Origin of the sequence: Glutamicibacter sp. FR1, assembly GCF_047300825.1 — a bacterium.
In the GTDB taxonomy this organism is placed as follows: Bacteria; Actinomycetota; Actinomycetes; order Actinomycetales; family Micrococcaceae; genus Glutamicibacter; species Glutamicibacter nicotianae.
In genome coordinates this window covers 3,048,026-3,063,435 of sequence record NZ_CP178602.1, presented here as the reverse complement: position 1 = coordinate 3,063,435, position 15,410 = coordinate 3,048,026, and the positions used below count along the sequence as shown (strand labels likewise).

Below are 15,410 nucleotides of genomic sequence, written 5' to 3'. Positions count from 1 at the left end.
GGGCATCGGCCAGCTGCTTCTAGGCCCAAGCCCACTGCGCCGAAGCGGCATCCATGTTCGGCAGGTCCACGTCCTTATAGGTGGATCCGGGGAAAAGCTCCTTGAAGCCCTGGACGTAGGACTCGAAGGTGAACTCGCCCTGGGTATCGGTGGACAGCTTCTCTGCGTCCATATTCGTGTTATCGCCCAAGAACTTCTCACCGGACAGCTTGCCGGTCTTGGTGTTCTCCTCCGGGCGGCCGTTGGTGGAATCCAAGGTCATCACGGTGACCGGCCCGTGATCCACCCGGTAGTAGGAGCCCTTGTACTCGGGGTGCTGCGGATCCCGCGGCAGCGAGAAGTAATCCAGGAAGCGGTTGCGCGAAATGACCGCCGGGGTGCGGCCGGCATCCGTGCCGTAGCCGCCGTTCAGCGCGGCATAGGTTTCCCAGTTGCCCAGCGCCGGAAGCAGCGGGACATTGGAGGCCAGGTCCGAATGCTCCCCGGCCACATGGCCGAAGAACTCATCCCAGGCCGGCTGGTAGCCCGAACCCTGGGTGAGGTCGCCAGCCATCATGACCAGGTCCGGATCGGCGGCCTGGATGTGCTTGAGGTTCTCGTTGAAGGCGGCGGACTGGTCCAGCAAGTAGCGCAGGGTCGGCTGGCCGTAGCGGGTGGTCATGCCGAACTCTGGTCCCAGGCAGATCCCGCACCCGGGCGCTGCAGCGAATCCGCGGTGTAGCCGTTGACCGGAGAGAGTTCCCATTCGCGATGCTCGGTGCGTCCGCGCGGCTCGGTCTCGGAATCGGAGAACGCAATGATGCGCACGTTCTTCCAAGCGTCGCCCTTCGGCGCCGTCTTGAAAGCCGCACTGTGGGTTTCGCCGGACTGGGTCACCGTGTAGTTGTAGGTCTTTCCCGGCTTGAGATCTTCGAAGGTCACCGAGTGCTTGTAATTCGAATTCGACTTCAGCCACGAGCCCTGCTCCAAGCCCGCGATCTGCTCATCGAGCTCGGCCTGGGTGTATTCCATGAGATCCAGGTATGCCGGCTCGCTGCTCTGCTGGCCGGACTTGCCCAGGCCCGGTCCGCTCATGCCGATGGTGCCCGGCTCATCGGTTTCGCTGATCCAGTTGATGGTCATCGAGGTGGAAGAAGGGGCTTGCAAATATGGCAATACGCGGAACCCCGGTGAGGGGTCCTTGGCAACTGCCGCCGGAAGGGCAGCAGCCGCGGTTGCAGGCGAGGCTGCCGCTCCGGCGGTTGGCGCCAGGGCCAGGGGGAGCAATACTGCGGCGGCCAGGGCGGCTGAGAATGGCTTGTTCATGGTTCGTTCTCCTGTGCGAGGTGTCGCCTGCAATAGGCGGATACCTCGAGGATGCTCGGGGCGAATGCTCCAACGGTTGAGGGGAGGCAAACGGAGGGTGAACCGGGACAGTGAGCCTGCTCACCGGCTGTCCTTGGGCGCAATGCCACGCTGGAGCCGATAGCCTTGAAGCAGATAGCGCAGAAGGCCGCGGCGAGGATGCTCCGGTTCTTCGATGCCTGCGGAAAGAAGGACAAATAGTGCAAGCCTCCCAGCGTTCCAAGGTAGCCCCCTTTGAAGTGATGCAGATTGTCGAGAAGGTCGCCACGATGCGTACCGCTGGGCACGACGTGATCTCCTTGTGCGTGGGCGAACCCGGCGGCGGCGCGCCAGCTGCGGTCAATGAGCTGGCCGCCCAGCTGCATGCCGGGCACGCCGACTTCGGGTATACCTCCACCGCGGGCCTGCTCGAAACCCGCCAGGCGCTGTCCCAGCACTACCTCGATACCTATGGGGTGCAGATCCCGGCCAAGAACTTCGTGATGACCACCGGGTCCTCCGGAGCCTTCCAGCTCTCGTTCCTGGCGGCCTTCGATGCCGGAGACGTGGTGGCGCTGGCCCGCCCCGGCTACCCGGCCTACGCAAACATCCTCGGTGCCCTAGGACTGGAAGTGGTGGACCTGCCCACCGGCGCGGCACAGCGTTTCCAGCCCACCGTCCAGCTGCTCGAAGCGGCCAAGACGCAGCATGGCCGCCTGGATGGTCTGGTGATCGCCTCGCCGAATAATCCCACCGGAACCATGTTCAGCGCCCAGGAGCTCTCGGAGTTGGCCAGCTGGTGCGAAGCCAATGACGTGCGGCTGGTCAGCGACGAAATCTACCACGGCATCGAGTTCGTCCCGGACCGCAAGGGCCACACCTCGTGGGAGTTCTCCCGCACCTCCATCGTGGTCTCCTCTTTCTCCAAATACTGGGGGATGACTGGCTGGCGTCTGGGCTGGATGATCGTGCCCGATGACCTGGTGGCCACCGTTGACGCGCTGGCTTCGAACCTTGCACTGTGCGCTCCGGCGCCGGCGCAGCGTGCGGTGGTGGCCGCCTTCGAGCAGCCGAGCCTGGATGAAGCCAATGAGCGCGTGGCCGAGTTCGCCCGCACCCGGGCCCACGTGCTGGAGCACCTGGGCAGCCTGGGGACCAGCGAGGCGGCTCCCGCTGATGGGGCCTTCTACCTCTATGGCCGGTTGGCTCCCGAAGTCCTGGAGCATTTCGGTTCAGCGGGCCAGTACTGCCAGGCGGTTTTGGAACATGCGCATGTGGCGCTGACCCCGGGAGGCGACTTCGATCCGTTCGAGGGGCACCTGTTCATCCGCTTGTCGTTCGCGGCCGGATATGAGCGCGTGGCAGAAGCCGTGGAACGGGTGGCCGCGTTTTTGCGCCAGGCGCTTCCGGCGGATTAGTCCTTCATAGTGCACGAAAACAGCAGCCAAACGCTGACCGCGTTTGGCTGCTGTTTTCGTGCGCCAGCAACGAGAGAATTCCGTTGAGAAAATTCCTCGGGACCATTGTCAGCTAGTAACAGTGTTATGTACCATTTTACATGTTGTGATCCAACTTACTCCGCAAGCGTCTCACCTCGATGCGATATCTTCGAATGCTCTGAGGAAAATACATGGAAACTTTGACCGCGATTAGTGATGGACTCTGGAATCCCATGGCGTATTTCGCCCTGGCGGTCGGACTGTTCTTCACTGTTCTTACCCTTGGCGCGCAATTCAGGTTGCTGCCACATACCCTCACCCTGCTCTTCAAGCCCAAGGTGGACGATGCTGGGATTGCCCCGCTCCAGGCCCTGTTGCTGACCATTGCCTCACGCGTGGGCGTGGGAAACATCGCCGGAGTCGGAACGGCGATCGCTGCGGGCGGACCGGGCGCGCTGTTCTGGATGGTTGTCTGCGCGCTGCTCGGAGCTGCAAGCTCCTTCGCGGAATCATCCCTGGCCCAAGTCTTCAAGCGGAAGGTCAACGGCGAGCATCGCGGCGGCATGCCGTTCTACGTGAAGTTCGGTCTACGCCTCAAGTGGCTGGCGGCAGTTCTCGCGGTCATGACAGCTGTCGGCTACGGTATCGTGTTCCCCGGCGTGCAGTCGAACAACATCGCTGCCAGCATGAAGAACGCCTTCGGCATCGACCCGTGGGTCAGCGCCGTGGTTGTCACTGGCATTCTCGGCGTGGTCATCTTCGGTGGCACCAAGCGCCTGGTCAAGGCCGTGGATTTGATGGTCCCATTCATGGCGCTGGGCTACATCGTGGTGGCCCTAGTTGTCGTCGCTGCCAACTACTCCGAAATCATTCCAGCACTGCGGTTGATCTTCGAGAGCGCCTTTGGCTTGCATGAGCTCTTCGGGGGGATGGCTGGCATGGCTGTGGCCTGGGGCGTGCGCCGCGCCGTGTTCTCCAATGTCGCCGGCGTCGGCGAAGGTACCTACGGTTCGGCCGCGGCTTCGGCAAACCACCCTGCGACCCAGGGCCTGCTGCAGGGATTCTCGATCTTTATCGACACCGTGGTGGTCTGCTTCGCAACCGGCATCATGATCGTGATCACCGGCTCCTACAACGTCTTCTCCTCCGATGGCGGCACCGTGGTGGAAAACCTCCCCGGCGTCGAGGCCGGCGCGGGGTACACCCAGAATGCCGTTGACCAGGTTCTTCCGGGCTTCGGTCCAGGTTTTGTCGCCATCGCGCTGTTCTTCTTCGCTTTCACGACCTTAGTTGCGTTCTACTACATCGCTCACACCAACCTGGTATTCCTTTTCGGCAAGGAGCCGGGCTCGGTGGCAGCAATTCTGCTGAAGCTGGGCATGATGGCGATGACCTTCTACGGTTCGGTGGAATCCGCTGCAGTGATCTGGACGCTGGGTGATATCGGCTACGCTTCACTGGGCTGGGTCAACATGGTCTGCCTGCTGTTCCTCGCGCCGGTGGTCCGCAAGGTGATCCGCGACTACGACCGCCAGCGCAAGCTGGGCGGGGAAGTGCATTTCGACCCGCGCCCGCTGGGCATCGAAGGCGCAGAGTACTGGAAGGTGCGTGCCATCGAGCGCGAGCGCGGCTACGTGACCACCGAGCACGCGCCCCTGATTCAGCGCGATGATCTCGACGGAACAGGGAACTAGAAAATAATTCGCTTCTGCTATTGCACTGTAAAATTGTACATAGTACCTTAGATGTAGTGGATCGCACATAGAACCCCGGTGGCGGGGCTCAACCCCACCTCATCACAAACTTCATTGAAAGGAAGATCAAAGATGTCTCAGACCCGGAAGCCATGGCAGGGTGTACACGTAGCATCGTCGCTGCAATTCAACGAAGACCTGAGCGTTGACTACGACGGCTTTGCAGAGCACGTAGCCTTCTTGGCCGCCAACGGATGCGACGGAATCGCACCGAACGGCTCGCTGGGCGAGTACCAGGCACTGACCGAAGAAGAGCGCGCCCGCGTCATCACTACCGCGGTCCAAGCGGCACCGGACGGCTTCACCGTCATGGCAGGCATTGGCTCCTACGGCGGCCTGCAGGCACGCCACTGGGCCAACCAGGCCGCAGAAGCGGGTGCTTCCTCGGTGATGCTGCTGCCACCGAATATCTACCGCGCCAACGACGACGAGGTCATGGAGCACTACCGTCTGGTGGCCGAGGTCGGGCTGCCGGTGGTTGCCTACAATAACCCGATCGACACCAAGGTGGACCTGACCCCGAAGCTGATCGCCCGCCTGTTCGAGGCGGGATACATCGTGGGCGTCAAGGAATTCACCGGCGATGTGCGCCGCGCCTACGAAATCAGCGAACTGGTTCCAGAACTGGACCTGCTGATCGGCACCGACGACAGTGTGCTGGAAATGGGCATCGCCGGCGCCGTGGGCTGGGTTTCGGGCTACACCAACGCCTTCCCGCAGACCATGATGGAACTGTACAACCTGTCCACCAGCGGGGATCTGAACGACTTGGAGAAGGCCAAGGCCCTGTACCGCGAATCGCACTCGCTGCTGCGTTGGGACACCAAGACCGAGTTCGTCCAGGCCATCAAGCTGTCCATGGACATCGCCGGATTGAAGGGCGGCGCATGCCGTCCGCCGCGCGGCCCGCTGAGCGCCGAATTCCGCAAGGCGATCACCGCTGACACCGAAGCCGCGCTGGCCCACGGATACAAGTAAACAGCATGACTTGCCAGCCGGTGCCGAGGGGGCCCAGAATTTCCCTTGGCATCGGCTTAGCCCACCAATTCCACTAAGGACTTCAATGCGCACCACCCGTGTATTTCACGCTGTTGATTCCCACACCGAAGGCATGCCCACCAGGGTCATCACCGGTGGAGTAGGAACGATTCCAGGCAAGACCATGGCCGAACGCCGCCTGTGGTTCATGGAAAACAGCGACCACATCCGCAAGTTGCTGATGAATGAACCACGCGGCCACGCAGCCATGAGCGGCGCTATCCTGCAGCCTCCCACCAGGGATGACGCTGACTACGGCGTGTTGTACATTGAGGTCTCAGGCCTGCTGCCGATGTGCGGGCACGGAACGATCGGGGTAGCCACCGTGCTGGTGGAAACCGGGATGGTCGAGGTAGTGGAGCCTGTCACAGAGATTCGATTGGACACCCCGGCCGGCCTGGTCATCGCCTCCGTGCAGGTCAACGACGGCCATGCCACCGCGGTGACGATCAAGAACGTCCCATCCTTCGCGGACAGGCTGGACGCCTCGGTGCAGGTTCCGGGCCTGGGCGCCGTCAACTACGACCTTGCCTTTGGCGGGAACTTCTACGCCGTGGTCGACTTGGAATCCATCGGGCTGCCCTTCGAGCGCGAGCGCAAGCAGGAGCTGATCGAGGCAGGGCTGTCAATCATGGCAGCCATCAACGAGCAGGACGAACCGGTGCACCCCGAACGCGATGACATCCGCGGCTGCCACCACGTCTATCTCAAGGCCCCGGACTCCGACGCCGAGCACTCGCGCCACGCCATGGCCATCTACCCTGGCTGGTTCGACCGCTCGCCTTGCGGCACCGGAACCAGCGCGCGCATGGCGCAGCTGCACGCCCGCGGTGAACTGGAGCTGGAGACCGACTTCGTGAACGAATCGTTCATCGGCTCGCAGTTCACTGGCCGGCTGGTGGGCACCACCACCGTCGGTGGCAAGCCCGCAGTGATCCCGACAGTCACCGGACGCGCCTGGGTCACCGGCACCGCACAGTATTTCCTGGATCCCACCGATCCATTCCCGGAAGGATTCATCCTATGAACCTGCCCTACTTCGACGAGGCGACCCTCACCGAGAAGATCGACCCGGCCACCGCCGTGCAGATCCTGGCCGATGCACTGGCCGCGGGACTGGATCCGGAACTGGATTCCCCGCGCTTATTCGCACCGACCCAGCGTGGCGAGTTCCTGATCATGCCGGCGCTGGGAACCGAGCGCAACGGCGTCAAGGTGCTGACCATCGACCCGCAGAACACCGCGGCGGGCCTGCCCAAGATCCAGGGTTCATACCTGTTGTTCGACGCTGAGACCAGCGCGGTGCTGGCAGTGCTCGACGGTACCGTGCTCACCGCGCTGCGCACCCCTGGCACGACGGTGTTGGCGCTGCGCGAGATGGCCAGAGCCACCGCATTCTTCAGCTCCAAGCCGCAGGTGCTGGTCTACGGCACTGGCATCCAGGCCAAGAACCATATCCGCTACTTCCATGCTCTGTACTCCAGCTCGCAGTTCGCGCTCGTAGGACGCAGCCTGGATAAGGCGCAGGCTGCCGCAAATGAGTTGCGGGCCGAGGGCATCGGCGTTGTTGCAAGCCAGAATCCGGCCATTGAACAGGCGGATGTGATCATCTGTGCCAGTTCCTCGCCGACCCCGCTCTTCGACGGTTCGAGGGTCGCCTCCCACGCGCTGGTTGCGGCCATCGGCCAGCACGGGCTGGAGCATCGTGAACTGGATGCCCAGCTGATGCTTCGCAGCGACGTGGTGCTCGAAGGCCGTGCCTCAGCGATCCGCGAAAACGGCAACGCGGTCGACCTGCATGCCGACGGTGCATGGCATGGCCAGGCGCCGCTGAACGTGCAGGAGCTAGTGCTCGGAAAGTTCACCCGCACACCGGGCCGTCCCGCGGTGTACACCGGTGTCGGCATGGCTTGGGAGGATCTGGCCATGGCCAGCGCGGCGGTGGATTTATGCAATGTAGCATTGCAGTAAGTCGATAGCAGCTACATATGATGGGGGAGCCATGAACGCCTTGGCACTGGAACCACTGAACGAGCGCCGCAGCCTGCGGGAGACCGTGGCAGAAAAATTGCGTGCCGCGATCATCTCCGGAGACTTGGTTGAGGGCCAGCTCTACTCTGCGCCCGTGCTAGGCGATGCACTGGGGGTCTCGGCCACCCCGGTTCGCGAAGCGATGATGGACCTGACCCGCGAGGGCTTAGTTGAAACCATCAAGAACAAGGGGTTCAGGGTCACCGGCATGACCGACACGGAGCTGGAGAACATCGCAGCGATCCGTCTGCTGATCGAGCCGGAAGCCACCCGTCTGGCCGCAGAAAACCACACGAAGGCCAACATTGCGAAGCTGACGCAGATGGCGAAAGTCATCGTCGACGCAGCGCAGGCCGACGATATCGACGGCTACCTCAGCGCCGACCGCGCGTTCCACCACGAGCTCATGACACCCTGCGGCAATGCGGAACTGGTCGACCTGGCCACCAGCTACCGCATGCGCACCAGGCAGTACGGGCTGAAGTCACTGATGCGCGAGCGCAAGCTGACCACCATGGCCGCTGAGCACCTGCAAATGGTCAAGCTCATGGAAACGGGCGACAGCACGGCGCTGCACGCACTACTGATCAAGCACATCTCGCACGCCCGCGGTTTCTGGAATGTCGGAGACCCGAACGACGAGGTCAAACGCAAGGACTAATGAATGGCTCAAGGCACTGACGTTCTCATCATCGGCGCCGGCATCATCGGCAGCGCCATCGCCTATTTCGCCGCCCAGCAGGGGCTGAGCGTCGTAGTTCTCGACCGGGCCGGACCTGCATCGGGTACCAGCTCGCGCTGCGAGGGCAACATCCTGCTCAGCGACAAGGAGCTGGGCCCGGAGCTGGAGCTCTCGCAGTACTCTCTGGGCGTATGGAAGAACGATTTGGCTGAATTCGCGCACCTATGGGAATTCGAGGCCAAGGGCGGCTTGGTTGTCGCCTCGCAGGAATCCTCACAGGCTTCGCTTGACCGTCTGACCACCGCACAGCGCAGCAACGGCGTAGTTGCCGAGATCCTGGACCGCGACCAGCTGCTGTCGGCAGAACCGCACATCAGTCCCGATGCCCTGTCCGCGGCCTACTACCCGCAGGACAGCCAGGTCCAGCCCATGCTGGCGGCCTCCTGGCTGCTCCGCCTCGCCTGTGATGCGGGGGCGAAGTTCGTCCCCAACGCCCAGGTCACCGCGCTGCGCCGGAGCAACGGGCGGGTCATCGGCGTGGACAGCACCGCCGGCGCCTTCGCCGCAGGCAATATCGTGAACGCCACCGGCACCTGGGCCTCGTCAATCGCCGGCCTGGCCGAGGTGGCGGTGCCGGTGAACCCGCGCAAGGGCTTCGTCATGGTCACCGAACCGCTGCCGCCGAAGGTCTTCCACAAGGTCTACGCCGCCGAGTACGTGGATAACGTCGGCAGCTCGGATGCCGGGCTGCAAAGCTCCCCGGTGGTCGAAGGCACCCCTGCGGGCTCCATCCTGATCGGCTCCAGCCGCGAGCGCGTGGGCTTCGACGGCTCGGTGAACCTCAGCGCGCTGAAGCAGATGGCCAACAATGCGATCGGCCTCTTCCCGTTCCTGCGCGACGTCAAGATCATGCGCCACTACCACGGCTTCCGCCCCTACTGCCCCGACCACCTGCCGGTGATCGGGCACGACGAGCGCGCGCCGGGGCTGTGGCATGCGGCCGGGCACGAGGGCGCCGGTATCGGGTTGTCGGTAGGCACCGGCAAGCTGCTGGCCCAGGCCCTGGCTGGGCAAACTGCCGACCTGGACCTTGCGCCCTTCGCCCCGCACCGATTTGCCGAACACCCACTAGTGAAGCAGGAGTCGTGAATCCCATGGAGCAACCAATCACCATCAGCATCGATTCGTCCCTTGTCACCGTTGAGACCGGCACCACCGTGGCCGGCGCGATGATCTCCCAGGGCACTACCGCCTGGCGCAGCACCCGCAACAACGAGCGCCCCCGCGGCCTGTTCTGCGGCATCGGCGCCTGCTTCGACTGCCTGGTCACCATCGACTCAGTGCCGAACCAGCGCGCCTGCATGGTGCGCGTGTGCGAGGGGCAGCAGATCGATACTGACACCGCCAAGGAGCGCGCATGAGCCAGCAGATCCATGTGGCAGTGATCGGCGCCGGGCCTGCGGGTCTTGCCGCTGCGGCCAACGCACTGGCCCACGGGGCGCGCGTGACCTGCATCGACGCCAACGACCAGCCAGGCGGCCAGTACTGGCGCCACCGCTACGAGCAACCAGGCGTGAAGTCGGATTCCACCGGTCACCACGACTGGTCCACCTACCTTTCGCTGCGTAAGGCATTCGATGCCGGCATCAGCACCGGCACCCTGTCCTACCAGCCCAATACCCAGGTCTGGATGGCCCAGCAGGAAGCCGACGAAACCATCACCCTGCAGCTGACCAAGGCAACTGAGGCAGGCCATGAATCAGGCATGAGCACCCTGGCTGTGGACCGGCTTGTCGTGGCCACCGGCGCCTACGACCGGCAGATCCCCATCCCCGGTTGGGACCTCCCAGGGGTCATGACCGCGGGCGCCGTGCAGGCACTGATCAAGGGGCAGGGCGTGCTTGCCGGCGAGCGGATTGTGCTGGCAGGCACCGGCCCGTTCCTGCTGCCGGTGGCAAGCAACGTCGCCCATGCCGGAGGCAAGGTCCTGGGCATCTGCGAATCTGCCGACCTGACCGGATGGCTCAAGCACCTGAAGGAACCGCTGGCAGTTCCGGCCAAGGGCGTCGAGGGCGCTGGATACGCCTGGGATTTGCTGCGTCACCGCATCCCTTACAAGCGCAGCACAGTGATCACCGCCATCCACGGCACCGACAAGGTGGAAGCTGTCAGCATCGCACGCACCGACAAGTCAGGTGCTGTCATCGCCGAAAGCGAAGAGCGCATCGAGAACGTTGACTGCGTGGGCCTTGGTTTCGGCTTCACCACCCAGCTGGAGCTGCTCACCGCCTTCGGCGTGGATACCCACGTGGATGTCGACGGTTCCCTGGTAGCCGACGTGGACCAGTTCCAGGCAACCAGCCGTGCCAATATCCTTGCCGCCGGAGAGGTTACAGGCATCGGGGGAGCAGCGCTGGCAGTCGCCGAAGGCACTGTCGCCGGCTACCGTGCAGCCCTGGGCCAGGGACAGTACCCGGACCGGGCGCTGGTGAGCCGCGAGTTGAAGACCATCAAGCGCCACCGCGCCTTCGCCCGTGCCATGCACCAGGCACACCCGGTGCCCGAGTACTGGAGCGCGAACCTCGAAGAAGACACCGTGGTGTGCCGGTGCGAGGAAGTCACCGCGGGGCAGATCCACGACGCTCGCGACCACCTGCAGGCCACGGATGCGCGGAGCATCAAGTCCACCACCCGTGCTGGCATGGGTTGGTGCCAGGGCCGCGTGTGCGGCTATGCAGCTTCCTGCCTTGCCACCAACGGCGATACGGAAGAGCGCTTCGCCCAAGTTGTCGCCAGCACCTACAAACGACCGATTTCGATCCCGGTGCCGCTGGGCGAAATCGCAGACCTCGACGAATCACCGAAGGAATAGGAACATGCCGCAGAACACCATTGAACAGACTTCGGCTGAGCAGCTGGAACAGCTCCTGCAGCGTGCAGCGCTGGCCAGCGCACAGTGGGCCCAGATCCCGGCCGGCGAACGTGCCAGGATCATCGAGCAGGCAGCTGCTGCGCTGGCCGAAGCCGGCGATACGCTGGTGGCCATGGCCATGGAAGAAACCAACCTCCCCGAGCCTCGTCTGCACGGCGAGCTGAAGCGGACAGTATTCCAGCTTGGCCTCTTTGCCGAGACCATCCGCGATGGTGCCTGCTTTGATGCACGCGTCGACCATGCCGACGCGCAGTGGCCCATGGGAGCCGCCCGCCCGGACCTGCGCCGCATCCTGATTCCTGTGGGCCCGGTGCTGGTCTTCGCCGCCAGCAACTTCCCCTTCGCCTTCTCCGTGGCAGGCGGAGATACCGCCTCTGCGCTGGCCGCTGGCAATGCAGTCGTGCTCAAGGCGCACTCCGGTCATCCGAAGCTTTCGCAGGCCACCGCCTCCATCTTCGCCGCCGCGCTGGAAGAAGCAGGTGCTCCGGAAGGTCTCTTCTCCGTCATCTTCGGCACCGCCTCAGGCAGCGCGGCCATCGAGGATCCGCGCATCAAGGCGGCTGGATTCACCGGGTCGATCCCTGGAGGCCGCGCCCTATTCGACAAGGCTAGCGCCCGCCCGGAGCCGATCCCGTTTTTCGGCGAATTGGGCAGCAACAACCCGGTCTTCGTTACCAGCTCCGCTGCGACGGCGAATGCCGAGGACATCGTGGACCAGTTCATCGGTTCCTTCACCATGGGGGCCGGACAGTTCTGCACCAAGCCGGGAACCTTGGTGGTTCCAGAAGACTCGAACTTTACCCAGATCCTCGCTTCAAAGGAACTGCCAGCGGTTCACAAGCTGCTCAACGAGCGTATTGAGGCCGGCTACCTGCAGACCTTGTCGCAGCTAAAGGCCCATGAGGGAGTTGAAGTCCTGGCCCAGCACCCTGAGGCGGAAAATGACCATATCCAGCCCACCTTGCTGGTCACCACTGGCGAGCAGCTGCTGGCTGACCCGCAGGCGCTGCAGGAAGAATGCTTCGGCCCCGCCGCCTTGGTTGTGACCTACAAGGACGAGGCACAGTTGCTGGAGATCGCCAGCAGCTTCGCTGGCCAGCTCACCGCAACGATCTGCGGCGAAACAGGCGACGATGTGGCACAGCTGCTGGTCATCCTGCAGAACAAGGCAGGCCGCGTGCTCTGGAACCAGTGGCCCACCGGAGTTTCGGTGACCTACGCCCAGCAGCACGGCGGGCCGTACCCGGCTTCCACCGTGTCCAACTCCACCTCGGTGGGAACCGCCGCGATCACCCGCTTCCTGCGACCCGTGGCTTACCAGGGCTTCCCGCAAGACCTTCTTCCTGCAGCATTGCAGGATGATGCGGAAGGGGTCCGGTTGCTGGATGGCCAGCGCCAGGGGTAGTGTCCTGCAACTGAAGTCCCATTCATGAAACGGCCGAGCGATTCCAGGATCTGCTCGGCTGTTTTCGTCCACTCCAGCAGCTACGGAGACCCATTCCATCCCGTGGTTCATCGTGCAGGTCCCGGTCCGGTGCTGGCTTGGGCAGACCCCAGAACGGGCTGGCCAGGCAATATCAAAGACGCTCTCATGCTGAAAATCTTTGCATGGGCACGGAGTTGCCAGGCCGAGGCGTTCCCGGGGTTCCAGTGGGCCGCAACCGATGTTCGATGTTGTGCACCGATGGAGGTGACCGCCAGCAGCGATATTGTTCGACTGCACGCCGGGGAACACGATTCCGTAGCCGACAGCTGTCATGACCGCGAGAACTGCCGTCAGCTGACTTCCCGGTGTGGGTTAAAGCAGACCATGAAGAGCACACCCGGTAAAAACACTACAAATTAGTCCTTTACACGTTTTCACCGGGTAGCTTATATGCAAGCACATCGACGTTCTCAATGTTCGGGTCTACGCTGAACAGATCTGCACCCTGGGCAGCGAGCGCCTGACCAACGCCTCCAGATAAGTGAGCCTGGCGGGCCTCGTCGTCTGGGAACACGTCAAAGATCCCGAAGGTCGATGCATCGAACTTCAAGGCGAACCAGGCTCTCGTGCCTTCTTCTTGCTCGACAATGGAGCGCGCGCTACGGAGAAACTCCGCGACTTCCTCTTCTTTGCCTGGCTTGGCTCGCAGTTCTCCGCGATGTCGGAAGCGTTTTCCATGCTCTGTTCGGCCTGGTCTTTCTGGATGGTCATATCGTGTTTTTCCTAGTCTCTTTCTATCAATTGACTAGCCCAACTTTTTCATGACGGCCCGGAAACCCACCAACGCACGGCCTAAGCCACGCACTGGTGGGTTTCCCCATTCCTGGGCACGACGAAGAGCGCCAACCACTGGCGCACGTGCCGGCCACCACCCGCCGAAAAGCATTGCTGTTGAAGGAATCAAGAACCAGGAACCAGCGGCTCAGGCCGCCAAGTGCCCATTCCGCCACTGACCAGCCAACAGGCTGATCCGCTCCTGCAACAGCAGCACCAACCCCGCTTCCGGCGCGTCCTGGTTGACCAGGAGCCGCGGCTGGCGGCTGCCGGTGACCAGCTTCCCCGCCAGCGACCAGACGCGGTACCGCCACCTCTTCAAGTCCCAGCACCCAGCTATGTGCTCGGCTGGCAGCACGGCCAGTTGCAGCCATATCACCAGGTTCAAGGCGAACATCGCCAGGTTCGCCCAGGCCTGGTTCGCACCGAACGCGAAGAACGGCAGCTTGCCCAACCCGGCAGCCTTCAGCGACTTGATCCGATTCTCGCAACGGCCCCGCGCCCGATGCCGCACGTCCAGGAACGCCGGATCAAACCGCGGAGCATTGGTCAAAAACGCAGTCACCCGATTCCCGTCCGTGTCGAATAAGCTGGCCTTCGCCCCGGGATGCAGGGGCTCGGCCCGCAAATAGATCCTGGTGCCCGGCGGATAATCCCTCAACCCCAAGATCTTGGTCGCGTCGATCACCCACGCATCCTCACGCTGCTCGCCGGTGGCGGTCAGCGCCGGCTCCCAATACTTCTTCTCATTGATCCACCCGATGAACCGCTCATTGACCACCGGCAGCGCGTACGAAGTGGAGAACTGCAAACCCAGGGCATCCAGGTGGTGCAAAAACTCGCGGGACGCACCAGCACTATCGGTGCGGACCAGAATCTTCTCACCGATCAGACACCCGTTTTGGTCATAGAAATCATCGGGCAGCTGAGCCAGCGCCTCGGTGAGGATGCTGATATGGTCCGCCGCGCTGTTGGCTCCCTTATTGCCGGGGCGCATCCTCACCGCCAGCACCTCGCCAGTGCCGTGGCCCTGGCCGTAATCGGCCATGGCGATCATCGGAGCGAAGCCGTACCCGCGCTTATAAGTGCCCTTGGCACCTTCCTTATCCGAGTGCACATGCACCAACGACGCATCAATATCCACAATAAGAGGATGGGTGCGGGTCGCCCGGACGGCGGGGCTACGCTTTCCTGCGGCAGCCCAGAGCCGGGAGCGAACCTCCCTTTGCATGGTCGCGAAGGCGTAGTCGAACGCGCCGGGATGCTCGGCGAGGCGGGTGAAGAAGCGGCTGAACGTCGCCTCGGAGGCAACCTGCCCGAACACGCCTGGAGTGGTGCGTAGCTGATCGGTATCGGTCACGTGTTCCCCGCCAGAGGCGAGCATCAACACCAGGTCGCTGATCATCTTCCCTGGCCGGTGGGTCGCGGTGGCGGGGACGAACTGGCTGAGCCGGTCCTCGGCCAGTTGACGGAACCCGAGGGTGTTGAGCAGGCCGGTCAGCGTGGACAGTCCTGCGTGGGACACCAGATTCTGGGAGGTGGTCATGGTTGGGAGCTGGGGGTAAAGGCCGGTATGATTGTTCATTGAAAGAGTGATCCTTGAACTCATGGAATTTTGGCTTAGACACCTTTATTTTCCCAGTTCAGATCACTCTTTCGTCTTTAATGACAGTTAATGACGTGGCCCATCATGAAACACCCGGGCTAGGGGTCTTACACAATCCATCTGACAGGCGCGCGCTCATAGCTAAATAACCTTTTCGCGAGGTCGAGCTAAAGCGTTCCGGGGACACCCCGGAACGCTTTCTCATATTCACCCGAGCATCGAAAAGTCCGATGGCACGAAGCCTTTACCCCTATGAATTCAGCCAGTTGACCTATGAACGCTTCCAATGGAAGATAAACGCTATTTTCCTTAACTTTTCTAGAGAAAAATCAATGAAAGATATCA

General features: G+C 62.7%; 14 protein-coding genes. 10 read left to right on the top strand and 4 right to left on the bottom strand.

Annotation, left to right across the window (positions count from 1 at the left end; translation table 11 throughout):
• Positions 1-19 precede the first annotated feature (19 nt).
• Positions 20-661, bottom strand: coding sequence for a metallophosphoesterase family protein (locus ACLQ8T_RS14700; protein WP_413455094.1), 642 nt, complete (start codon positions 659-661; stop codon positions 20-22).
• The gene (locus ACLQ8T_RS14695) at positions 658-1,305 is read right to left on the bottom strand and encodes a fibronectin type III domain-containing protein (RefSeq protein ID WP_413455093.1); all 648 of its coding nucleotides are present in this window, start codon (positions 1,303-1,305) and stop codon (positions 658-660) included. Before ACLQ8T_RS14695 ends, ACLQ8T_RS14700 begins: the two co-directional genes overlap by 4 nt.
• Before the next feature lie 239 nt (positions 1,306-1,544).
• Here ACLQ8T_RS14695 and ACLQ8T_RS14690 point away from each other — a divergent pair, with 239 nt between their 5' ends.
• From ACLQ8T_RS14690 to ACLQ8T_RS14645, 10 genes are all read left to right on the top strand, one after another.
• Positions 1,545-2,741: a pyridoxal phosphate-dependent aminotransferase gene (locus ACLQ8T_RS14690; RefSeq protein WP_413455092.1), complete on the top strand. Its 1,197-nt coding sequence runs from the start codon at positions 1,545-1,547 to the stop codon at positions 2,739-2,741.
• Between the two features lie 212 nt (positions 2,742-2,953).
• Positions 2,954-4,456: an alanine/glycine:cation symporter family protein gene (locus tag ACLQ8T_RS14685; RefSeq protein WP_204723088.1), complete on the top strand. Its 1,503-nt coding sequence runs from the start codon at positions 2,954-2,956 to the stop codon at positions 4,454-4,456.
• 132 nt (positions 4,457-4,588) lie between these two features.
• Positions 4,589-5,494 (top strand): dihydrodipicolinate synthase family protein, encoded by a 906-nt coding sequence (locus ACLQ8T_RS14680; protein WP_038993140.1) that lies wholly within the window; start codon positions 4,589-4,591, stop codon positions 5,492-5,494.
• A gap of 85 nt (positions 5,495-5,579) precedes the next feature.
• On the top strand, positions 5,580-6,581 hold the full coding sequence (locus tag ACLQ8T_RS14675; protein WP_413455091.1) for a proline racemase family protein: 1,002 nt from the start codon (positions 5,580-5,582) through the stop codon (positions 6,579-6,581).
• Positions 6,578-7,525 (top strand): ornithine cyclodeaminase family protein, encoded by a 948-nt coding sequence (locus ACLQ8T_RS14670; protein WP_038993143.1) that lies wholly within the window; start codon positions 6,578-6,580, stop codon positions 7,523-7,525. The genes ACLQ8T_RS14675 and ACLQ8T_RS14670 overlap by 4 nt, the downstream gene beginning before the upstream one ends.
• Positions 7,526-7,556: 31 nt before the next feature.
• Positions 7,557-8,246, top strand: a complete 690-nt coding sequence (locus tag ACLQ8T_RS14665) for a GntR family transcriptional regulator (protein ID WP_204723086.1) — start codon at positions 7,557-7,559, stop codon at positions 8,244-8,246.
• A 3-nt stretch (positions 8,247-8,249) separates the two neighbouring features.
• Complete coding sequence (locus ACLQ8T_RS14660; RefSeq protein ID WP_413455090.1) at positions 8,250-9,416, top strand: NAD(P)/FAD-dependent oxidoreductase; 1,167 nt, start codon at positions 8,250-8,252, stop codon at positions 9,414-9,416.
• A 5-nt stretch (positions 9,417-9,421) separates the two neighbouring features.
• A complete protein-coding gene (locus ACLQ8T_RS14655; RefSeq protein WP_038993146.1) occupies positions 9,422-9,688 on the top strand; it encodes a (2Fe-2S)-binding protein in 267 nt (88 codons plus the stop codon).
• On the top strand, positions 9,685-11,139 hold the full coding sequence (locus ACLQ8T_RS14650) for an NAD(P)/FAD-dependent oxidoreductase (protein WP_413455089.1): 1,455 nt from the start codon (positions 9,685-9,687) through the stop codon (positions 11,137-11,139). Before ACLQ8T_RS14655 ends, ACLQ8T_RS14650 begins: the two co-directional genes overlap by 4 nt.
• 4 nt (positions 11,140-11,143) lie before the next feature.
• The gene (locus ACLQ8T_RS14645) at positions 11,144-12,604 is read left to right on the top strand and encodes an aldehyde dehydrogenase (NADP(+)) (RefSeq protein WP_413455088.1); all 1,461 of its coding nucleotides are present in this window, start codon (positions 11,144-11,146) and stop codon (positions 12,602-12,604) included.
• Between the two features lie 445 nt (positions 12,605-13,049).
• Here ACLQ8T_RS14645 and ACLQ8T_RS14640 read toward each other — a convergent pair whose 3' ends face one another.
• Both ACLQ8T_RS14640 and ACLQ8T_RS14635 read right to left on the bottom strand, forming a co-directional pair.
• Positions 13,050-13,334 (bottom strand): putative quinol monooxygenase, encoded by a 285-nt coding sequence (locus tag ACLQ8T_RS14640; RefSeq protein WP_239543890.1) that lies wholly within the window; start codon positions 13,332-13,334, stop codon positions 13,050-13,052.
• Positions 13,335-13,607: 273 nt separating this feature from the next.
• Positions 13,608-15,044 (bottom strand): IS1380 family transposase, encoded by a 1,437-nt coding sequence (locus ACLQ8T_RS14635; RefSeq protein WP_413455087.1) that lies wholly within the window; start codon positions 15,042-15,044, stop codon positions 13,608-13,610.
• Positions 15,045-15,410 lie beyond the last annotated feature (366 nt).